Origin of the sequence: Streptomyces sp. BBFR51, from assembly GCF_044591655.1 — a bacterium.
Classification (GTDB): Bacteria; Actinomycetota; Actinomycetes; order Streptomycetales; family Streptomycetaceae; genus Streptomyces.
Genome location: NZ_CP172448.1, coordinates 7,051,333 through 7,072,070, shown reverse-complemented (window position 1 = coordinate 7,072,070; position 20,738 = coordinate 7,051,333). Strand labels below are relative to the sequence as shown.

General features: G+C 73.0%; 18 protein-coding genes. 9 read left to right on the top strand and 9 right to left on the bottom strand.

Going from position 1 to position 20,738, the window contains the following annotated elements:
* Positions 1-2: 2 nt before the first annotated feature.
* Positions 3-308 (bottom strand): 4a-hydroxytetrahydrobiopterin dehydratase, encoded by a 306-nt coding sequence (locus ACGH7X_RS32255; RefSeq protein ID WP_399891872.1) that lies wholly within the window; start codon positions 306-308, stop codon positions 3-5.
* Between the two features lie 129 nt (positions 309-437).
* Between ACGH7X_RS32255 and ACGH7X_RS32250 the strand changes: the two genes are divergently transcribed.
* The gene (locus ACGH7X_RS32250) at positions 438-1,262 is read left to right on the top strand and encodes a helix-turn-helix domain-containing protein (protein WP_399891869.1); all 825 of its coding nucleotides are present in this window, start codon (positions 438-440) and stop codon (positions 1,260-1,262) included.
* Here ACGH7X_RS32250 and ACGH7X_RS32245 read toward each other — a convergent pair.
* Positions 1,244-1,669 carry a hypothetical protein gene (locus ACGH7X_RS32245; protein ID WP_399891866.1) on the bottom strand — a complete coding sequence of 142 codons (426 nt, stop codon included), beginning with the start codon at positions 1,667-1,669 and terminating at the stop codon, positions 1,244-1,246. The genes ACGH7X_RS32250 and ACGH7X_RS32245 overlap by 19 nt on opposite strands.
* 227 nt (positions 1,670-1,896) lie before the next feature.
* Here ACGH7X_RS32245 and ACGH7X_RS32240 point away from each other — a divergent pair, with 227 nt between their 5' ends.
* The 6 genes from ACGH7X_RS32240 to narI all read left to right on the top strand — a co-directional run bounded on the left by ACGH7X_RS32240 (position 1,897) and on the right by narI (position 10,254).
* A complete protein-coding gene (locus ACGH7X_RS32240; protein WP_399891863.1) occupies positions 1,897-2,760 on the top strand; it encodes a helix-turn-helix domain-containing protein in 864 nt (287 codons plus the stop codon).
* Positions 2,761-2,819: 59 nt separating this feature from the next.
* Entirely contained in the window at positions 2,820-3,635 is an 816-nt protein-coding gene (locus ACGH7X_RS32235; RefSeq protein WP_399891860.1) for an SAM-dependent methyltransferase, read from the top strand.
* Between the two features lie 110 nt (positions 3,636-3,745).
* Positions 3,746-7,441 carry a nitrate reductase subunit alpha gene (locus ACGH7X_RS32230; RefSeq protein WP_399891857.1) on the top strand — a complete coding sequence of 1,232 codons (3,696 nt, stop codon included), beginning with the start codon at positions 3,746-3,748 and terminating at the stop codon, positions 7,439-7,441.
* A complete protein-coding gene (gene narH, locus ACGH7X_RS32225) occupies positions 7,441-9,036 on the top strand; it encodes a nitrate reductase subunit beta (RefSeq protein ID WP_399891854.1) in 1,596 nt (531 codons plus the stop codon). The genes ACGH7X_RS32230 and narH overlap by 1 nt, the downstream gene beginning before the upstream one ends.
* 4 nt (positions 9,037-9,040) lie before the next feature.
* Positions 9,041-9,535 (top strand): nitrate reductase molybdenum cofactor assembly chaperone, encoded by a 495-nt coding sequence (narJ, locus tag ACGH7X_RS32220; protein WP_217166356.1) that lies wholly within the window; start codon positions 9,041-9,043, stop codon positions 9,533-9,535.
* Complete coding sequence (narI, locus tag ACGH7X_RS32215; RefSeq protein WP_399891851.1) at positions 9,532-10,254, top strand: respiratory nitrate reductase subunit gamma; 723 nt, start codon at positions 9,532-9,534, stop codon at positions 10,252-10,254. The genes narJ and narI overlap by 4 nt, the downstream gene beginning before the upstream one ends.
* A 20-nt stretch (positions 10,255-10,274) precedes the next feature.
* On the opposite strand, the gene ACGH7X_RS32210 is transcribed toward narI, so the two are convergent.
* From ACGH7X_RS32210 to ACGH7X_RS32190, 5 genes are all read right to left on the bottom strand, one after another.
* A complete protein-coding gene (locus ACGH7X_RS32210; protein ID WP_399891848.1) occupies positions 10,275-10,700 on the bottom strand; it encodes an OsmC family protein in 426 nt (141 codons plus the stop codon).
* Between the two features lie 85 nt (positions 10,701-10,785).
* Positions 10,786-12,597 carry a hypothetical protein gene (locus tag ACGH7X_RS32205; RefSeq protein WP_399891845.1) on the bottom strand — a complete coding sequence of 604 codons (1,812 nt, stop codon included), beginning with the start codon at positions 12,595-12,597 and terminating at the stop codon, positions 10,786-10,788.
* A complete protein-coding gene (locus tag ACGH7X_RS32200) occupies positions 12,594-13,655 on the bottom strand; it encodes an ATP-binding protein (RefSeq protein WP_399891842.1) in 1,062 nt (353 codons plus the stop codon). Before ACGH7X_RS32200 ends, ACGH7X_RS32205 begins: the two co-directional genes overlap by 4 nt.
* Before the next feature lie 120 nt (positions 13,656-13,775).
* Complete coding sequence (locus tag ACGH7X_RS32195; RefSeq protein WP_399891839.1) at positions 13,776-15,917, bottom strand: phage holin family protein; 2,142 nt, start codon at positions 15,915-15,917, stop codon at positions 13,776-13,778.
* Positions 15,918-16,032: 115 nt separating this feature from the next.
* A complete protein-coding gene (locus tag ACGH7X_RS32190) occupies positions 16,033-16,434 on the bottom strand; it encodes a hypothetical protein (protein ID WP_399891836.1) in 402 nt (133 codons plus the stop codon).
* Between the two features lie 94 nt (positions 16,435-16,528).
* Here ACGH7X_RS32190 and ACGH7X_RS32185 point away from each other — a divergent pair, with 94 nt between their 5' ends.
* Positions 16,529-17,302, top strand: a complete 774-nt coding sequence (locus ACGH7X_RS32185; RefSeq protein WP_399891833.1) for an MBL fold metallo-hydrolase — start codon at positions 16,529-16,531, stop codon at positions 17,300-17,302.
* The gene (locus ACGH7X_RS32180) at positions 17,299-17,925 is read left to right on the top strand and encodes a DedA family protein (protein ID WP_399891830.1); all 627 of its coding nucleotides are present in this window, start codon (positions 17,299-17,301) and stop codon (positions 17,923-17,925) included. The genes ACGH7X_RS32185 and ACGH7X_RS32180 overlap by 4 nt, the downstream gene beginning before the upstream one ends.
* 36 nt (positions 17,926-17,961) lie before the next feature.
* Here ACGH7X_RS32180 and ACGH7X_RS32175 read toward each other — a convergent pair whose 3' ends face one another.
* Positions 17,962-19,032: an MBL fold metallo-hydrolase gene (locus ACGH7X_RS32175; protein WP_399891827.1), complete on the bottom strand. Its 1,071-nt coding sequence runs from the start codon at positions 19,030-19,032 to the stop codon at positions 17,962-17,964.
* Positions 19,029-20,288 carry an aminotransferase class I/II-fold pyridoxal phosphate-dependent enzyme gene (locus tag ACGH7X_RS32170; protein ID WP_399891824.1) on the bottom strand — a complete coding sequence of 420 codons (1,260 nt, stop codon included), beginning with the start codon at positions 20,286-20,288 and terminating at the stop codon, positions 19,029-19,031. Before ACGH7X_RS32170 ends, ACGH7X_RS32175 begins: the two co-directional genes overlap by 4 nt.
* Positions 20,289-20,738: the final 450 nt, after the last annotated feature.

Genomic DNA, 20,738 nt, shown 5'->3' with positions numbered 1-20,738 from the left:
CGTCAGTGTGCCCCGTGGCCGGTGGCCAGGTCCTCCACCCTGCGGGCGAGCTCGACGTCCTTCTCGGTGACGGCGCCGCCCGCGCTGTGGGTGTGCACGGCGAGGGCTACCGTATTGTAGCCGAGGGTCAGGTCGGAGTGGTGGTCGAGCTCCTCCTGCACCTGGGCGATGTGGACGACCATCGCGGTCGCCGCGAAGTGCGAGCCGAGTTGGTAGGAGCGGGTGAGGCGGCCGGCGTCCAGGGACCAGCCGGGCAGCCCGGTCAGCCGTTCCTCGATCTCCTGCCGCGACAGCGGTTCGACTGGCATGTCGTGCGCTCCCTTGCTGGGTCGGATACCCCGGGTACTCCTTCAGCCTGCCACAGCGCGGCCGCCCGAGGCCTGGTCAGCAGGACCGCAGCGGCCCGTCGCGGACCGCCGTCGACTACCGTTCGGCCCATGACCGCACTCATGTCCGGTACCGCCGCCACCGACCGGGGCGTGGGCCCGCTGCTGCGGGCCTGGCGGGAGCGGCGGCGGGTCAGCCAGCTCGAGCTGGCGCTGCGCGCCGACTCCTCCGCCCGGCACATCAGTTTCGTCGAGACGGGCCGCTCCCGGCCGAGCGAGGAGATGGTGCTGCGTCTCGCCGAGCACCTGGACGTCCCCGTACGGGAGCGCAACGCGCTGCTGCTCGCCGCCGGTTACGCCCCGCACTACCCCGAGACCCCGCTGGACGACCCCGCCCTGGGGGCGCTGCGCGAGGGAATGGAGCGGCTGATCCGGGGCTACGAGCCGTATCCGGCGCTGGTCGTCGACGCGACGTACCAGGTGCTGGCGGCCAACCGGGGCATCGTGATGCTGATGGACGGCGTCGCGGAGCAGCTGCTCGCGCCGCCGCTGAACGCGATGCGGCTGACCCTGCACCCGGAGGGCCTGGCTCCGCGCATCCGCAACCTGCGTGAGTGGCGCGGACACCTGCTGGAGCAGATGCGGCGGCAGATCGCCCTGCACCGCTCGGAGCCGCTGCGGGCGCTGTACGACGAGGTGGCGGCGTATCCCGTGCCGGACCCCGTGCCGGGCGCGCCGGACGGGGAGCCGGACGAGCCGGTGCCGTACTTCGCGCTGCCGATGCAGATCGAGCACGAGGGCCACGTCCTGTCGTTCATCTCGTCCATCTCCACCTTCAACACCCCGATGGACGTGACGGTCGCCGAGCTGGCCATCGAGACACTGCTCCCGGCCGACCCGGCGACGGTCAAGTACCTTCACACGTTGCTGCCCTGACTGCGCCTCAGGGCGCCGTACTGGAGCAGCGCGAACCCGGTGACGACGAAGGCCTGAAGCACCGTCCACACCGCTCCGGCCGTGGTGGGCGCGAGCCAGAGGGCGAGCGCGACGAAGCTGACGGCCGCCCAGGCGAGGTTGGCCTCGACGACGGCCCGCACGGCGAGCGCCGGGGGCCGGGGGCGGGCGGCCAGCAGGCCCACGCACCCGGCGTACACCGCGAGGAACGCGCCGAGGGCGAGAAGCGTCCCGGAGCCGGCGCCGAGGTAGCGGCCGAGCGGGCCGGAGAGCGTGAGGTAGGCGAGCGCGTTGGTGCCGGTCACCGCCGCGTCGAGGGCGAGGAAGCGGCGGAGCATCAGCCGCGGTTCGGCCGTACGGGCGAGTGCGGCAAGCTGGTGCGTGGACATGACGAGTCATCCTCCGTCGGGTCGGACATGGTGGGGTGGGCCGGGTCCCGGGCCGGAGTGCGCCGGACCGGAACCCGGTGGCTCCACGATCCCGCCCCGCACGGGCGCGGTCGATTACCCGCCGGGTAATGGGTCCGGCCGACGAATGATCCACGAACACCCCTGTGAGACCGGCAGAGGAACATGACAGACTGCGGTGTGACTTGGGCGCGTTGGGGAGGCGTGGCGTGAGTGAGCGGCGGGCCGCACCCACCGTGGGCCAGGTGGTCCTCGGCAGACGGCTTCAGGAACTGCGGGAGACGGCGGGTCTCAGGCGCGAGGAGGCCGCCAAGGTGCTCCGTGTGGCCCCGGCAACCGTGCGGCGCATGGAGATGGCCGAGGTCGCGCTGAAGATCCCGTACGTCCAGATACTGCTGACGGCGTACGGAGTCGCCTCGGACGAGGTCTCGGCGTTCGTCGCGCTCGCCGAGGAGGCCAACCAGCCGGGCTGGTGGCAGCGCTACCACGACGTGCTGCCCGACTGGTTCAGCATGTACGTGAGCCTGGAGGGCGCCGCGCGGATCGTCCGTTCCTACGAGCCGCACTTCGTGCCGGGGCTGCTGCAGACCGAGGACTACGCGCGCTCGGTCCTGGAGGCCGGGACGATCGGGAACGCGGGCGGGGACGCGGTGGAGCGGCACGTGTCGCTGCGCATGGAGCGGCAGCGGCTGCTGGAGCGCCCGGACCCGCCCCACCTGTGGGTGGTGATGGACGAGACGGTGCTGCGGCGTCCGGTGAGCATCCACGGCCGGGTGATGCGCGAGCAGCTCGACAAGCTGCTGGAGCTCGCGGCCCGGGACCGGGTGACGCTCCAGGTCGCCGAGTTCGAGGACGGGCCGCACCCCGGGACGTACGCGCCGTTCACCCTGTTCCGGTTCGCGGAGCCGGAGCTGCCCGACATGGTCTTCACCGAGTACCTGACGGGCGCCCTGTACCTGGACTCCCGGGCCGAGGTCTCCGCGCACCTGGAGGTCCTGGACCACATGACGGCGCGTGCCGCCTCGACCCAGCGCACCGAGAAGATCCTGCGCGAGTACCGCGAGAACTTCTGACCGGGCGACGACCCGGCGACCGGCCACCCGCCACCGAGGCCCTGAGGAGACGACACCGCATGACCGGATCCGACCCCGACGCCACCTCCATCGACACCAGCCGGCCGCATCCGGCCCGGGTCTACGACTGGTGGCTGGGCGGCAAGGACAACTACCCGGTGGACGAGGAGCTGGCCCGCAGGATCCTCGCCGCGGACAGCACGGCCGTGCGCGGGGCCCGCGCCAACCGCCGGTTCATGCACCGGGCGGTCCGTACCCTCGCCCAGGCCGGGATCCGCCAGTTCCTGGACATCGGCACCGGCATCCCCACCGAGCCGAACCTGCACCAGGTGGCCCAGGCGGTGGCCCCCGGGTCGCGGATCGTCTACGCCGACAACGACCCGATCGTCCTCAGGCACGCCGAGGCGCTGCTGCACGGCTCGGCCGAGGGCTCGACCGAGTACGTCCACGCCGACGTCCGGGACCCGGACCTGATCCTGCGGCTGGCGGGCGAGACCCTGGACTTCGACCGGCCGGTCGCCCTGTCGCTGGTGGCCCTGACGCACTACCTCGGCGACGCGGCCGACGGCGACGACGTGCACGGCCTGCTCAAGCGCTACGCCGACGCGCTCGCGCCGGGCAGCCACCTGGTCCTCTCGCAGGTCACGCCCGACCTGAACCCCGAGGCGGTGGGCAAGGCGGCGGGACTGTTCGCCCGCGGCGGCACACCGTTCTACCCGCGCTCCCTCACCGAGTTCGCGCGCTTCTTCGACGGCCTGGAACTGCTGGGCCCGGGCATCATCCCGGTCACCGGATGGCGGCCGGACCCCGAGGACGTGGCGGCCCAGGCGGAGGGCATCGTGCCGGTGTACGCGGGGGTGGCCCGCAAGCCCTGACCCGCACACCGCACGGTGCGCCCTGACCCGTACGGGCGCCGCGAACGGGTGCGCTCCCGCCCCCGCCCCTAGGTTCAAAAGCCAGGGCCCGGGCGAGCAGAGGAGCGCACGTGACCGACACGCGGACACCGCCCACCGAACCGGGCGCGGCGCTGCTGCGCGCGGGGCGGTTCTTCCGGCCGGGCACCGCCGCTCCCGACCTGCACAGCATCGGGCTGGTCGGCGGCCGGGAGGCGGACGCCTTCTACCGGGACCGCTGGAGCCACGACAAGGTCGTGACCTCCACGCACGGCGTCAACTGCACCGGCTCGTGCCGGTGGAACGTGTACGTCAAGGACGGCATCATCACCTGGGAGACCCAGGCCACGGACTATCCGTCGGTCGGCCCGGACCGCCCCGAGTACGAGCCGCGCGGCTGTCCCCGGGGCGCGGCGTTCTCCTGGTACACGTACTCGCCGACGCGGGTGCGCTACCCGTATGTGCGCGGGGTGCTCCTGGAGCTGTACCGGGAGGCGAAGGCTCGGCTGAAGGACCCGGTGCTGGCCTGGGCCGACATCCAGGGCGACCCCGAGCGCCGGAAGCGCTACCAGCGGGCGCGCGGCAAGGGCGGCCTGGTCCGGGCGAGCTGGGACGAGGCCGTCGAGATGGTGGCCGCCGCCCACGTGCACACCATCCGCACCCAGGGCCCCGACCGCATCGCCGGCTTCTCGCCCATCCCGGCGATGTCGATGGTGTCGCACGCGGCGGGCGCCCGCTTCCACTCGCTCATCGGCGCCCCGATGCTGTCGTTCTACGACTGGTACGCCGACCTGCCCGTGGCGTCCCCGCAGGTCTTCGGCGACCAGACGGACGTGCCGGAGTCGGGCGACTGGTGGGACGCGGCGTATCTGATCATGTGGGGTTCGAACGTCCCGGTGACCCGCACCCCGGACGCGCACTGGATGGCCGAGGCCCGCTATCGGGGCCAGAAGGTCGTGGTGGTCTCGCCCGACTACGCCGACAACACCAAGTTCGCCGACCAGTGGCTGCACCCGCACCCGGGCACGGACGCCGCGCTCGCCCTCGCCATGGGGCACGTGGTGCTCAAGGAGTTCTTCGTCGACCGCGTCACCCCGTTCTTCGACGACTACGTGCGGCGCTTCACCGACCTGCCGTTCCTGGTGACGCTGACCGAGCGGGACGGGGCGTACGTCCCGGCGAAGTTCCTGCGCGCCGCCGACCTGGGGCAGGCGGGTGACGACGCGGCCTGGAAGACGGTCGTGCTGGACGAGGCGACGGGCCGCGCGGTCGTCCCGAACGGTTCGCTGGGCTTTCGCTGGAACGAGGCCGACCAGGGCAGGTGGAACCTCGACCTGGGTGACGTACGGCCCCTGCTGAGCCTGCACGGCCACGCGATGGCGTCGGGCGTGGAGGTGCTGCTGCCCCGCTTCGACACCGAGGGCGGCACGCACGGACAGGGGCGCGGAGCCGTGGTCCGGCGGGGCGTGCCGACGACGCGGCTGGGCGGGGCGACCGGGCCGCTGGTGACGACCGTCTTCGACCTGCTCCTCGCGCAGTACGGCGTGGCGCGGCCGGGCGTGCCGGGCGACTGGCCGGCGTCGTACGAGGACGGGGACGCGCCCGGCACCCCGGCCTGGCAGGAGGCGCACACCTCGGTGCCGGCGGCGGCCTGTGTGCGGATCGCCCGGGAGTTCGCGCGGACCGCCGAGCGGTCCAAGGGGCGCTGCATGATCCTCATGGGGGCCGGCACCAACCACTGGTTCCACTCCGAGACGATCTACCGGACCTTCCTGGCCCTGCTCCAGCTCACCGGCTGTCAGGGCCGCAACGGCGGCGGCTGGGCGCACTACGTGGGCCAGGAGAAGTGCCGTCCGGTGACCGGCTGGGCGTCGCTGGCCGCCGCGTCGGACTGGTCGCGGCCACCGCGCCAGGCGATCGGCACCGGGTACTGGTACCTGAACACCGACCAGTGGCGCTACGACCGGTTCCGTGCGGATGTGCTGTCCTCCCCGCTGGGCGAGGGGCGGCTGTCCGGGATGGCAGGCGCGGACTGTCTCGCGCTGTCGGCCCGCACGGGGTGGATGCCTTCGTACCCGACCTTCGACCGCAACCCGCTGGCGCTGGGCGAGGCCTTCGGCGACCCGGTGGCGAACGCGGTGGCCGAACTGCGGGCGGGCACGCTCAAGTTCGCCTGCGAGGACCCGGACGCGCCGGAGAACTGGCCGCGGATCGTGACCCTGTGGCGGGCCAACCTGCTCGGCTCGTCGGGCAAGGGCGCCGAGTACTTCACCAAGCACCTGCTGGGCACCCAGTCCTCGCTGCGTGCCGAGGAGGCGGCGCCGGACCAGCGCCCGCGGGACGTGGTGTGGCACGAGGAGGCGCCCGAGGGGAAGCTCGACCTGCTGCTGTCACTGGACTTCCGGCACACCTCCTCCACGCTGCTCTCCGACGTGGTGCTGCCCGCCGCGACCTGGTACGAGAAGCACGACCTGTCCAGTACGGACATGCACCCCTACGTGCACGCCTTCTCCCCGGCCGTGAGCCCGCCGTGGCAGACGCGCACCGACTTCGACACGTTCAAGGTGCTGGCGGAGAAGCTGAGCGAGCTGGCCGGGGAGCATCTCGGGGTGCGCAAGGACCTGGTGGCGGCGCCGCTCCAGCACGACACCCCGGGCGAGATCGCCCAGCCGGGCGGGGTGGTGCGGGACTGGCGGAACGGGGAGTGCGAGCCGGAGCCGGGGAAGACCATGCCGAACCTCGTCGTCGTGGAGCGCGACTACACGGCGATCGGCGCGAAGTTCGCCGCGCTGGGTCCGCTGGTGGAGGCCAAGGGCCTGCCCGCCAAGGGCATCACCCTGAGACCGGACGAGGAGGTGGCGCGGCTGCGGGACCTGAACGGCGCGGTGCGCGGCGGCCCCGCCGACGGGCGTCCGGCGATGGACACGGCGGTGAAGGCGGCCAACACCATCCTGGCCCTGTCCGGCACCACCAACGGGCGTCTGGCCACCCAGGGTTTCCACACGCTGGAGGCGAAGACCGGGCAGGAGATGGCCCATCTCGCCGCGGAGCACGAGGGCAAGCGGATCACCTACGCCGACACCCAGGCGGCGCCCGTGCCGGTGATCACCTCGCCGGAGTGGTCGGGCAGCGAGGCGGGCGGGCGGCGCTACACGGCGTTCACGCTCAACACCGAGCACCTCAAGCCCTGGCACACCCTCACCGGGCGTCAGCACTTCTTCCTCGACCACGACTGGATGCACGAGCTGGGCGAGGCACTGCCCGTGTACCGGCCGCCGCTGGACATGAACCGGCTGTTCGGGGAGCCGCGGCTCGGCCCCGACGGCCACCGCGAGGTGACGGTCCGCTACCTCACCCCGCACAACAAGTGGTCCATCCACTCCGAGTACCAGGACAACCTGTTCATGCTGGCGCTGTCCCGGGGCGGCCAGTGCATCTGGATGTCGACGCAGGACGCGGACGCCATCGGGGTCGCCGACGACGACTGGATCGAGGCGGTCAACCGCAACGGCGTCGTCGTGGCGCGCGCGATCGTCTCGCACCGCATGCCGCCCGGCACGGTCTACATGCACCACGCGCAGGAACGCACGGTCAACGTGCCGCTGGCGGAGGCGTCCGGAAAGCGCGGCGGCATCCACAACTCGCTCACCCGCCTGCTCCTCAAACCGACCCATCTCATCGGCGGCTACGCCCAGTTGTCGTGGGCCTTCAACTACCTGGGCCCGACCGGGAACCAGCGCGACGAGGTGACGGTCATCCGGCGCCGCTCTCAGGAGGTCGAGTACTGATGCGCCCGATGGCCCAGGTCGCCATGGTCATGAACCTCGACAAGTGCATCGGCTGCCACACCTGCTCGGTCACCTGCAAGCAGGCGTGGACCAACCGGCGGGGCATGGAGTACGTCTGGTTCAACAACGTCGAGACCCGCCCTGGACAGGGCTACCCCCGCCGCTACGAGGACCAGGAGAAGTGGCGGGGCGGCTGGGAGCTGAACCGGCGGGGCGCGCTGAAGCTGAAGGCGGGCGGCCGGTTCAAGAAGCTCGCCGGGATCTTCTCCAATCCGAGGCTCCCGGAGATCAAGGACTACTACGAGCCCTGGACGTACGACTACAAGAACCTCACCGACGCCCCGCTCGGCTCCGACTACCCCGTCGCCCGGCCGGTCTCGCAGCTCGACGGCAAGCCGATGAAGATCGGCTGGTCCTCGAACTGGGACGACGACCTGGGCGGCGCGCCCGCCTACGGCGACCTCGACCCGATGGTGGAACGGACGCGTCAACAGGCCTCCGACAAGGTGCGGTTCGCCTACGAAGAGACCTTCATGTTCTATCTGCCGCGCATCTGCGAGCACTGCCTGAACCCGTCGTGCGTGGCGTCCTGCCCGTCCGGGGCGATGTACAAGCGCTCGGAGGACGGCATCGTCCTGGTCGACCAGGACCGCTGCCGGGGCTGGCGGATGTGCGTGACGGGGTGCCCGTACAAGAAGGTGTACTTCAACCACCGCACCGGCAAGGCGGAGAAGTGCACCTTCTGCTATCCGCGCATCGAGGCGGGCCAGCCCACGGTCTGCTCGGAGACCTGCGTGGGGCGCCTCAGGTACCTGGGGGTCGTGCTGTACGACGCCGACAAGGTGACCGAGGCCGCCGAGACGCCGAACGAACGCGACCTGTACGAGGCGCAGTTGGGCGTCTTCCTCGACCCAGAGGATTCGGAGGTGCGGCGGGCCGCGGAGGAGGCGGGGATCCCGTTCGACTGGATCGAGGCGGCCCGGCGCTCCCCGGTGCACGCGCTGGTGAGCAGGTACCGCGTCGCGCTGCCCCTGCATCCGGAGTACCGCACGATGCCGATGGTCTGGTACATCCCGCCGCTGTCGCCGGTCGTGGACGCGCTGACGGAGACCGGGCACGACGGCGAGGACGCGGACAACCTCTTCGGCGCCATCGACACGCTGCGCATCCCGCTGGAGTACCTGGCCGAGTTGTTCACGGCCGGGGACACCGGCCCGGTGCGGGCGTCGCTGGAGAAGCTGGCGGCGATGCGCTCCCACATGAGGTCGGTCAACCTCGGCGAGGACCCCGACCCCGCCGTCTGCTCGAGCATCGGCATGCGCCCCCAGGAGGTCCAGGACATGTACCGGCTGCTGGCGATCGCCAAGTACGAGGAGCGGTACGTGATCCCGACGGCGGCCGTCGGGGACGCGCACCGGCTGGAGGCCTCCGCGCTGCCGGGCACGTGCAGCCTCGACACCGACGGCGGGCCCGGCATGGGCGGCGACGGCCCCTTCGGCCAGGACTCGGGACGCAAGAAGCTGCCGCTGGTGCCGGTGGAGAACTTCCACATCCTGCGCAGGCGGCAGACCGCGGACGACGAGAGGGAGGTCTGATCCGATGCCCGGGTTCGAGGTGCTGTACCAGGCGGCGGCGCTCTGTCTGACGTATCCCGACGACGACTTCCGCGCCCGGCTGCCCCTGCTGCGCGAGGCCGCGCCACAGCTGCGCCCCTTCACCGACCACGCGGCGGCGACCGAACAGGGCGAGCTCCAGGCGCACTACGTGGAGGTCTTCGACTTCAAGAACCGGCACAGCCTGTACCTGAGCTGGTGGACCGACGGCGACACCCGCAACCGCGGGATGTCGCTGGTCCGCTTCAAGGAGCTGTACCGCGCCCACGGTCTGGAGTTCACCGGGGAGGAACTGCCGGACTTCCTGCCGGCGGTGCTGGAGTTCGTCTCGCGCACCGGGGACATCGGCATGCTCACCGAGCACCGCGCCGCCCTGGACCAGCTGCGCTCCCGGCTCACCGCCTTCGGCACGCCCTACGCGTGCGTCCTTGACGCGGTGTGCGCCACCCTGCCGCCCGCACCCACCGGAGCCCGCCGATGAACGTCTTCCTGTGGGGTGTCCTGCCCTACGCCGCCTTCGCGCTGCTGATCGCCGGCCTCGTCTGGCGGCACCGCTACGACCGCTTCGGCTGGACGACCCGCTCGTCGCAGGTCTACGAGTCGAAACTGCTCAACATCGCCTCGCCGGTCTTCCACTACGGCATCCTCTTCGTCCTCGCCGGCCATCTGATCGGCCTGTTCATCCCGGCGTCCTGGACGCAGTCGATCGGCATCAGCGAACACGCGTACCACCTGTTCTCGCTGTACGGCGGCACCCTCTCCGGGGTCCTCGCGGTCGCCGGGATCGGGCTGCTGATCTACCGGCGCCGCACCAAGGCGCCGGTCTTCCGCGCCACCACGGCCAACGACAAGGTGATGTACGTCTTCCTGCTCGGCGCGATCGTCCTGGGCATGGTCGCCAAGCTCTCCGACACCTCCGGCAACGGCTACGACTACCGCAGCACCATCGCCCCCTGGTCGCGCAGCCTGTTCACCCTGAACCCGAAGACGGAGCTGATGGCGGGCGTGCCGCTGCTGTACCACGTGCACGCGGTGGTCGGGATGGTGCTGATCGCCCTGGTGCCCTACACACGCCTGGTGCACATGTTCAGCGCGCCGTTGCAGTACCTGACCCGGCCCTACGTGGTCTACCGGTCGCGCGACCCCAGACAGCTGGGGCCGCGCCCGGACCGGCGGGGCTGGGAGCGCGCGGGCTCCTAGCCCTGTGCTGGGCGGTACACCTAGGCCAGCTTCGCCGACAGGGTGATCGTCGTGCCCGTCAGGGCCTGGCTGACCGGGCAGTTCTTCTTGGCGTCCTCGGCGGCGGCGACGAACGCGTCGTTGTCGAGGCCGGGGACGGTGCCTTCCACGGTGAGGTGGATGCCGGTGATGCCCTCACCGGGCTGGAAGGTGACGTCGGCGGAGGTGGTGAGCTTGGTGGGCGGGGTGCCGGCGCCGGCCAGGCCGTTCGACAGGGCCATGGAGAAGCAGCTGGAGTGGGCGGCGGCGATCAGCTCTTCCGGGCTGGTCTTCCCGTTGGCCTTCTCGGCGCGCGACGGCCAGGACACCGGCTGCTCGCCGATGCCGGACGAGTCGAAGGTGACGACACCGTTGCCCTCGAGCAGGTTGCCTTCCCAGACGGTGTGTGCGGTGCGCGTGGTTGCCACGGCGGGTCCTCTCGAATTCGCTTGCTGTACTGGGGTGGTGGTAGCCCGTGCCCGGGTTCCCGCCCCCATCCGATCACACTCGGGCTCAGCTCACCCGGAAGACCGGCCCCCGGGCGGTGAACGGCAGCCGCGCGCCCCGCGGAATCAGGTAGGCGTGCTCGCGCCGCACCCGCAGCACGTCGCACCAGCCGTCGGTGATCACGAGGACCGGCGCGGCCGGCGGGAAGTCGTCGGCACGCAGCAGCAGGTCGATGCCGGGCTGGAGGACGGTGCCGCCGCGGCCGTGCACCCGCACCCGCCCCGCGATGTCCGTCACGGGCAGGTAGCCGGCGTCGTGCGGTGCCGCGTCGCAGAACACGACCCGGGCGGCGGGCACGTCGCGGGCTTCGGCGTAGGAGGCGATGGCGCCGAGCGCCTTGCCGAGCAGCGTGCGGTCCATGGAGCCGGAGGTGTCCAGGACGACGCCGAAGGTGCAGCGGGCCACCTCCTCCGGCGGAAAGTACCGTCCGGCGCGCGGGATGTCGGGGGTGGCGGCCTGGCGCCGGGAGGGGCGCGCGTAGGACCGTACGGCCTCGGGGCGGGGCACGAACTCGTCGAACCAGCGGGCGAGCAGCGCGTCCCAGGGCAGCGGCGGATGGCTGAGGGCGCGGATCTCCTGGACCAGGCCGCCGGGCAGGAAGCCGCGCTCCTGCTGCTGGTGCAGGTCGAGGCCGTGGGCCAGGCCCCGGCGGTAGAAGCCGTCGAGATCGACGTAGTCGCGGGGCGCGCCGAGCGGGCCGCCGAGGACGTCGCCGACGCCCTTGCCGCGCAGGGTGGACAGGCGGCGCATGCGGCGCAGGTCCACGGTGATGCGGTCGTAGACCTCCTCGGCGGACAGGCCGGTCAGCTCCGGGTCGTGCAGCAGACCCTCGGGCATGGTGCCGACCTGCATCTCGACGAGCCAGCCGTTGATGACGTAGTCGCAGGCGACGTTGAACAGGAACGGGTCGCGGGTGCCGCAGCGGTCACCGTGGCGCAGTGCGGCGTGCAGCATCTCGTGGGCCAGGATGAAACGCCATTCCTCGTCGTCGTACCGGCGCAGGGGGTTGACGTAGATCTCCGCCGCCTCGGGGTTGACGGCGGCGACGGAGATGCCGTGGGCGCGGGCGAGTTCGGCGTCGGCGACGAGGGTGATGCCGGAGGCGATGCCGCCGAGCAGCGGGTAGGAGGAGACGAACCAGCTCAGGGCACGCTGCCAGGGCCGCAGGCGGGTGGGGCCGCCGAGCATGTCGTCGCGGCGGCCGCCCGCGAGGTCCAGCGCGGTGGACATGGTGCGGGTCAGGGCGTGGGCGAAGGCCAGCTGCCAGTCCGGGACCCGACCGTTCCAGCTGTCCCAGGAAACGAGGAGCTGGTCGGGCTCGTCGCCTGCGGTGCCGCAGTGCTCGTAGGCGGCCGGGATGCCGCCCTCGCGGCGCCAGGCGGCGGCGATGCGCTCCTCGTCGCCACCGGGATAGGCCGGCGGCAGGTCGTCCGGGGTGCGGCCGACGGCGAAGGTCTGCAGGAAGCGGTTGACGACGACGCAGCGGGCGGCGAGGTCGTACCGGTCGGGCTGGACGCGCTCGCCGGTGGCGGCGGGCACGTGGCCGAAGCCGAGGTGGATGAGGCCGTGGGCGATGGCCCAGGCCCAGTCGGCGGGCTCGGCGTGGCGGGTGGGGTGCAGGTGGACCCGGCCGTTGGAGCTGACGCGTACGAGGCCCTGACGGGGTGCGAACTCGCACTCCTCCTCCCGGCACAGCTTGACCTCCATGGCCGCGAGCGCCGGATTGGCCCACACCAGCCGCACGCCCTTGGCGCAGTCCTCGGCGGCCGGGTCCTTCTTCTTCTGCTGCTGTTGTTTCTGCCTGCGGGTGCGGCTCATCGGCGGGCCTCCACCAGCCGGGGCATGTCGCGGGCGGCCTCGACGAGGAACCAGGCGGGCAGGACCGGGTTGCCGTCGCTGTCGGAGGCGATGACGCTCTGGGCGACCTCGACGGAGATCTCGGCGAGCTGCACGAGCAGCGACTTGGCGCGGTACGCGGTCTGACGGCCGTTCGCCGACATGTGCTCCTTGCTCGCGGGCAGTTCCTTGACCAGCCGGCCGCGGAAGGACTCGGCCAGGTAGTAGAGCAGGTCGCGGTCCTGGAGGCGGCTGGGCCAGCGGGCCTCGCCCTTGAGAATCGCCTCGATGCCGAAGCGGCTGCGGACGATCTTGACGTAACCGCAGAAGGCGGTCGCGTGGGACGGGGTGAGCGTGCCGTGGGCGAGGACCTTCAGGGTCTCCTCGTCGAGGTCCTGGCCGAAGGAGTGCAGGGCGTCGGAGAGCATGTGCCAGGAGCGCGGGGTGGAGAACGGCTCCTCGGTCTTGGGCGGCTTGGACCACAGGTGGTCGGGGCGGTCGTTGAGGTGGTCCGTGATCCAGGGGTGGATGCCGTTCTCGGCGGCCCAGACCAGCCAGTCCTTGGCGGAGGCGTCCAGGTGGACGTGGGTGAGGCGGTTGACCAGCGCGGAGGCGATGGGGCGGGCCAGGGCGTTGTCGGTGGCGCGGTTTCCGGCGCCGATGACGATGGAGCCCTTGGGCAGCTCGTAACTGCCGATGCGGCGGTCGAGGATGAGCGAGTAGAACGCCTTCTGCACGTCCGGTCCCGCCGCGTTCAGCTCGTCCAGGAAGAGGCAGTACGGCTCGTCGCGGGCGATGGACTCCGGCGGGCAGAACACCGACCGGCCGTCCCGGATCTGCGGTACGCCGATCAGGTCCTCGGGCGCGAGCTGGGTGCCGAGCAGGCTCACGCACTCCAGGCCCAGCGAGTCGGCGAAGTTCCTCACCAGGGAGGACTTGCCGATGCCGGGTGCGCCCCACAGAAAGACCGGCCGCACGGTGGCGAGACCGAGCAGCAGCTCCGGGAGGCGGGCGGGAGTGACGGTGACGGCTGCCTGCACGCAGGGGCTCCTTGGGAAGGGTGTCGGGAGGTGGCCGCCCCAGTGTGGGCGTCCCCGGTGTCCCCGCGCAGCCGAATTACGGTGCGGCGGGCCCCTCCACGCGTCGTCGCGGCCGCCGTGTCAGGCGCTTTTGTCCTGTACGAATCCGTCCGCGACCGGAAAGGGCGCGCTGTCGACGACGTTCGATCGCGGATCGTCCGCGTCCACGGGCACCTGCGGTCCGTTCGACTCGCGCAGCCAGCGGCGCAGCACCCGGTGGACGTGTTCGGCGCCGACGATGTCCGTGCCCTCGCCGGCCGGCGCGGACAGGACGACGGGCGACAGCAGGAAGGCGCGCGACTGGGCGCCGCCGAGTCCGCCGTGGGAGCCGATCTGCTCCTCGAAGGCGAGGACCTCGCCGTCGGCCGGGTCGTGGAAGGAGTTGACCATGATGTCGGCGGTGTGCGGGAAGGAGTGCGTGCGGCGTACGGCGTCGGCGGCGCCGGGGCCGAAGGGGGCGAGCGGCCCCGGGTCCTGGTCCAGCCGGTCCAGGGGTACTTCCGCGCCGCGCGCGCCGAGCACCACACCGCCGTGCCGCTCGCTGCGGACCAGCAGGAAGCCGATGCCGGGGTGGTTGGCGAGGGTCGGCAGCAGGGCGGGGTGGCGGGCGTCGATCTCCTCCCTGGTCATCCGGTGCGGCACGTCCGGGAAGGAGACCAGGCCGAGGTTGCCGGAGGCCAGCACGATCGGCTCGGAGCGCCGGCCGGTGGGGGTGTCCGCGGGCCGCTGCTGGTCGGCGCCCTCCTCGACGGGGCGGTGCAGGGCGGCCCGTACGGTGTTGCGCGCCTCGGCGCCGCTGCGGGTGCGCTGGGCACGGCGCGGCACGGGCAGCCCGCAGCCGGCCCGCACCAGGTCGCCGAGGGTGAGGCCGTAGCGGGTGCGGAAGGTCTCGCCGGGGCTCTGGCCGTGGTCGGACAGCACCACGATCCGGTACGCGCGGGGGGCGTGCTCGGCGACCTTCTCGATCAGCGCGAGGGACCGGTCGAGCCGCCCGAGGACCTTGGCGGCGTCCCGGCCGCCCGGCCCGGAGTGGTGCGCGACCTCGTCGTAGGCCACCAGGTCGGCGTAGACGGCGGTGCGGCCGGCCAGCATGTCGCCCATCACCGCGGCGACGACGACGTCGCGTTCGACGACGGTCGCGAAGGCGCGGACGAGGGGGTAGAGGCCGCCGCGGGACACGCGTGGGCGGACCTTGTGCACACGGGCGCGGGTGGACTGGCCGATCTCCCGGCACACCTCGGCGACGAAGGACATCGCGGTGCGCACGGCGTTGGCCGGGTCGGAGAAGTAGGCGAAGTAGCCGGATCTGGAGCGGGTCTCGCGGCTGCGGCGGCGGGTGGCTATGGACAGCACGAGGGCCTGTTCGTCGGCGCCGCCGCCGAACAGGTTGCCGCGGCTGGCGCCGTCGAGGCTGAGCAGTCCGCCGTCCCCAGTGCGCCGCACGGCGCGGTACTGGAGTTCGGCGGCGCTGGTCGGGCGGTTGCAGACCATGACCTCGCCGCTGTCCTTCTCGTACCAGCGGAACGCGGGGACGTCGTGGTTGCTGCCGTGCAGGATGCCGAGCTGGCTGGCGCCGGTCTGGCTGGACCAGTCGGTGCGCCACAGGGCGAGCCGGTGGGTCGCGGAGCCGCCGTCGCGGCCGAGCCAGCGGGCGACGGTGGGCATGGCGCCGCTGTCGACGGCGGCCAGCAGGACGTCGTGGCCGACGCCGTCCAGTTGCAGGAAGAGGGTGCCGGGGTCGGCCGGGCAGGGCGGTCCCGACCCGCGGCGGCGGTCGGCCAGGCGGTAGAGCCGGCGCCGGTAGGCGTCGTCGTCGCGCACGGCCAGCGCGCCGCCGGTGGCGGAGGCGACGGCGGACATGACGGCGGCCACCACGACCGCCGTCTCGGGGGCGACGCCGCCGCGCCCGGCCGGGTTGACGTCGATCGCGAGGAGCAGCAGCCCGCCGTTGAGGAAGAAGACCAGCAGCCCGAGGACGAGCGCCGGCACCAGGAGCAGCAGGCGGACCATGAGGGGCCACACCAGGGCGGACAGCAGACCGAACGCGCCGGCGCCGACCGCGGCGGTCATGGCGATGTCGGTCGCGCTGTCCCCGTCGGGCGACTGGAGCCGGAAGTCCGGCAGGATCCCGGCGAGCGCGAGCATGGTGAGGGTGGACACGGCCCACACCGTGACACTCCGCCCGATCTGACTGGCGACCCGGCGCCAACGCCCTCCACCCACGCTCCGCACACCTCACGTCCCCGGCCCGTCGTCCGTGCGGGCCTTCCCCACCCTGCCACAACGCCCCGGAGTGCCCGTTTGTCCCCCTGGTCCGGTTCACACCCCGCGACGGCGGTCAGCGGCCGTCGTACCCGGCCGTCGGCATCGACAGTCTGCGGTGCACGCACGCCTTCATCAGGGCGTCGTAGGACGGCTCCGCGTGGCCCACCGTCTCGACGCGGACGCCGCGCCGCGCGCACTCCGCGGTGAACTCCTGAACGGAGGACAGCGCGCTCTCCAGCACCCGGTCGCTGGGCGCGACGAACAGGTCGTGACCCGGGCGGACCCCGTCCCAGAGGGCGTCGTGGTCGTGCCGCAGACCGCGCACCAGCAGTTCCCTGGCGACGACGTAACCGTGCTCCGCGGCCCAGCGGGCGCACATGGCGTGCTGGCTGCGGGAGTCGACCAGGAAGGGATCGTCGTCCAGCTGCTCCAGCGGCGTCAGACTCGCGATCGCCGTCACCCGCACCGGCCTCATGGTTTCCCCCCTCACCTCCCGCCACCTCCCGTTTTCGCCGCCGACCCTACTCCTGGACGTAGGCTGCGGGGAGTCGCGCGAAGGAGGCAAAGAAGTGCCGGTGGAGCTCACGTGGTGGGGTCACGCCACCTGCACGGTGGAGGACTCGCACATCCGCGTGCTCACCGATCCCCTGTTCGCCCGCCGGCTCGCCCACCTGCGCCGCAGGCGGGGGGCGGTGCCGCCGCCGGACGCGTGGCGCGCGGACGTGGCGCTGGTGTCCCATCTGCACGCCGACCACCTGCATGTGCCGTCGCTCGCGCGGCTCGCGCCGGGCACGCGCCTGCTCGTGCCCCGGGGCGCACGACGTGCGGTGCCGGGGCTGCGCCGGCTCGGGCACCTGGAGGTGAGCGAGGTGTCGCCCGGCGACGAGACGACGGTGGGGGACCTGCGCATACGGGCCGTGCCCGCGCGGCACGACGGGCGGCGGCTGCCGGTCGGACGGCACCGCTCTCCCGCGCTCGGCTATGTCGTCGAGGGCGAGGCGCGGACGTACTTCGCCGGGGACACCGGGCTGTTCGACGGCATGGAGAAGGAGGTCGGGCCCGTCGACGCGGCGCTGCTGCCGGTGGGCGGCTGGGGCCCGTACCTGGGGGCGGAGCACCTGGACGCGGGGCGGGCGGCCGAGGCGCTGGCCCGGCTGGCGCCGCGCATCGCGGTACCGGTGCACTACGGCACGTACTGGCCGATCGGGATGGACGCCGTGCGCCCCCACGAGTTCCACACGCCGGGCGAGGAGTTCGTGCGCCTGTCGGCGCTGCGCGCGCCGGGGGTGGCGGTGCACCGGCTGGGGCACGGCGAGAGTGTGCGGGTGGAGGTCGCGCGGTGAGCTGGCTGGGCGCCGCCACGACGAGTATTCCGACGGAGCCGACGCAGCAGGCGTTCGGTTATCCGTCGCTGTTCCTGCTGGTGCTGATCGGGGCGCTGGTGCCGGTCGTGCCGACGGGCGCGCTGGTGAGTTCGGCGGCCGTGGTGGCGATGCACCAGACGCTGCCCTTCGCCATGCTGATGGTGTTCGCGACGGCGTCGCTGGCCGCGTTCTGCGGGGACATGGCGCTGTACTGGCTGGGGCGGCGCGGGGTCGGCTCGAAGAACGGCTCGCGCTGGCTGGAGGCGATCCGGTCCCGGGCACCGGAGGACCGGCTGGAGCAGGCGCAGGACAAGCTCGCCGAGCACGACGTCGCGGTGCTGGTCCTCTCCCGCCTGGTGCCGGCCGGCCGGATACCGGTGATGCTGGCCTGTCTGCTGGCCGAGTGGCCGCTGCGGCGCTTCGCCCGGGGCAATCTGCCGGCCTGTCTGGCCTGGGCGGTGACGTACCAGCTGATCGGGGTCCTGAGCGGCGCCCTGTTCAGCAAGCCGTGGGAGGGCGTGGCCGCGGCGATCGCGCTCACCGTGCTGGTCAGCGTGGCACCGGGCGTGTGGCGGCGGTTGCGGGGACCGGCGAAGGCGTAGGCCTGCGGCGGTCGGCGGGTCCCGGGCGGGGTGGCACTACCGCAGTACGCGGGAGGCGCCGACCGGGAGGTCCCACAGGCGGTCGCGGGGCAGCCCCGCGTGTTCCCAGGCCGCGCGTACGCGCGTGAGCGGTTCCAGTACCGGTTCCGCGGACAGGACGAACGTGCCCCAGTGCATCGGCGCCATGTGGCGCGCGCCGACGTCCTGGGCTGCTCGCACCGCCTCCTCCGGGGCGCAGTGCACGTCACTGAGCCACCAGCGGGGGTCGTAGGCGCCGATGGGCAGCAGGGCGAGGTCGATGCCGGGGTAGCGGCGGCCGATACGGGTGAACCAGTGGCCGTAGCCCGTGTCGCCGGCGAAGTACACGCGCCGGCCGTCGGGGTCGGTGAGCACCCAGCCGCCCCACAGGGTGCGGCAGGTGTCGGTGAGGCCGCGCTTGGACCAGTGGTGGGCCGGTACGAAGTCGATGCGGACGCCGTTCAGCTCGCTCGCCTCCCACCAGTCCAGCTCGGTGACGCGGGTGAAGCGGCGGCGGTGGAACCAGCGGCCGAGGCCGGCGGGCACGAAGACGGGGGTGTCGCGCGGGAGCCTGCGCAGGGTGGGGGCGTCCAGGTGGTCGTAGTGGTTGTGGCTGACGACGACGGCGTCGACCCTGGGCAGGTCGCTCCAGGCGACTCCGACGGGGGTGATCCGGGCCGGGGTGCCGAGGATCCGGCGGGACCAGACCGGGTCGGTGAGCACGGTGAGGCCGCCGATCCGCACCACCCAGCTGGCGTGTCCCGCCCAGGTGACGGCGACGGTGCGCGCGTCCACGCGGGGCAGCGGGCCGGGGGCGTAGGGCAGCCGGGGGATGTCGGCGAGGCCGGCGGGGCCCGGTCTGACCGCGCCCTCGCGGGCGAATCTGGCGATGGACTTCAGACCGGGCAGCGGCGCGGTCAGCCGGTCGTGGAAGGCCCGCGGCCACAGCCGGTGCTCGGCGGGCGGCCGGGGTGCGGCGAGCGGCGGGTACGAGGAATCCGCGGACGAGGCGGCCGACGCGTCCTCGGACGTCTCGGTGCTCTCGGCGGGCGTGGGGGTGCTCGTGGCCGACCGGGGCTGCTGCGTCATCGAGGGGGCTCCCATCGCTGAGCGTCGCGGAGACCGTCGAAGACCGACTTCAGAGCGGTCAACGCGCGTTGCACGTGTGGCAGTTCCAACGGGTCGGGGGACGTGAGGCATTCCGCGCGCTGCTCGTCGGTGCCGGCGCCGAGCAGGGGGCCGGTGGCGAGCCGGACGCGCAGGGCCGGCAGGTCGTCGCCGAACCGGTGGCCTCCGGGGGCGGGCATGCCGAGCCGGGCGGTGAGGAAGTCCTCCAGTTCCTGCGCGTCGCCGACGCCCTCGGCGCCGAGCGCGTCGCGCAGCGGGCCGAGGTCGGCGTACAGGTGACGGCCGGCCTGCGGGGGCCGGGCGGTGGCTCCCGCGGCGACGACGGCCGCGTGCACGGCGGCGGCCACGCGCGCGTGCAGGCGTACGGCGGCGGACCGGCGGACGGTGACCGGCTCGGGCTCGCCGAGCGCGTACCCGGCCGCGGCGGCGACGGGGGCCGCGACGTCGGCGCCCAGCGCGGTGAGCACGTCGAGCACGCGCGCGTGCAGGCCGTTCCCGGCGGCGGAGGCGGGGAATCGGGCGACGGCCGCCGGCCAGCCCGGCGGCAGCAGCGCGCCGGCCAGGTCGGTGACGACGGTGACCTGCTCGGGCAGCATCTCGGCAGGGCTGAGCAGCACGGTGGCGTGCGGGTCGTGCAGGGTGTCGCGCCAGGTCTCGTCACTGACCAGGTGCAGCCCCTCGCCCGCGGCGGCCTCGACGGTCTCGTGCAACAGTTCGGGCGGCGCGACGGTGCCGGTGGGGTCGTCGGCGACGGACAGCACGAGCAGGCGGGGATCGCCGCCCTCGGCGCGGACCCGGCGGACGGTTTCCAGGAGGGCGTACGAATCGGGGACGCCGCCGGACTCGGCGGGCGTCGGTACGTGGAAGACGGGTCTGCCCAGCAGCCGTGCGTACGGCGCCCACCAGGCGGCGCAGGGGCGCGGCACCAGGACGTCGCCGCCGAGCGCGGCGGTCAGCGCGAGCAGCAGGGCGTTGGCGCCGGGGGCGGCGGCCACGTGACCGGGCTCGGTGGGCAGCCCGCGCCGGTCCCAGTAGCCGCACGCGGCGTCCAGGAGGGCGGGCGCCCCGCCGACCGGTTCACCACGGGCCCGACCCGCCGCGGCGGCGAGCACGGCGGACAGTTCGGTCAGCACCGGCAGCCCGTCCCCGGGAAGATGCGGCCCAAACCGAACCGACCCATGCCCCACGGCCTCCCGCCCGACCGACCCACACCCCACGGAGCCCCGACCCGCACAGTCGCGGCCTGCGGCCTCGTGCCCCACCGAGTCACGGCCCACCGAGTCGCGCCTCACGGAGTCACGGCCCGCAGGCTCACGCCCCACCGGCTCGCGACCCGCAGAGCCACGACCCCCGGCCTCGTGCCCCACCGAGTCACGGCCCACCGCCTCGCGCCCCACGGAATCACGGCCCACGGGCTCACGCCCCACCGGCTCGCGACCCGCAGAGCCACGACCCCCGGCGTCATGGCCCACCGAGTCGCGCCCCACGCCGTCACGGTCCACCGCTTCACGCCCCACCGAGTCACGGCCCACCGGCTCGCGCCCCACGGAATCACGGACCCCGGAGTCGCGCCCCGCAGAGTCACGGCCCCCCGACTCACGCCCCGCAGAGTCAGCGCCCACCAACTCGTGCCACACGGAATCACGGGCCCCGGGCTCGCGACCCAC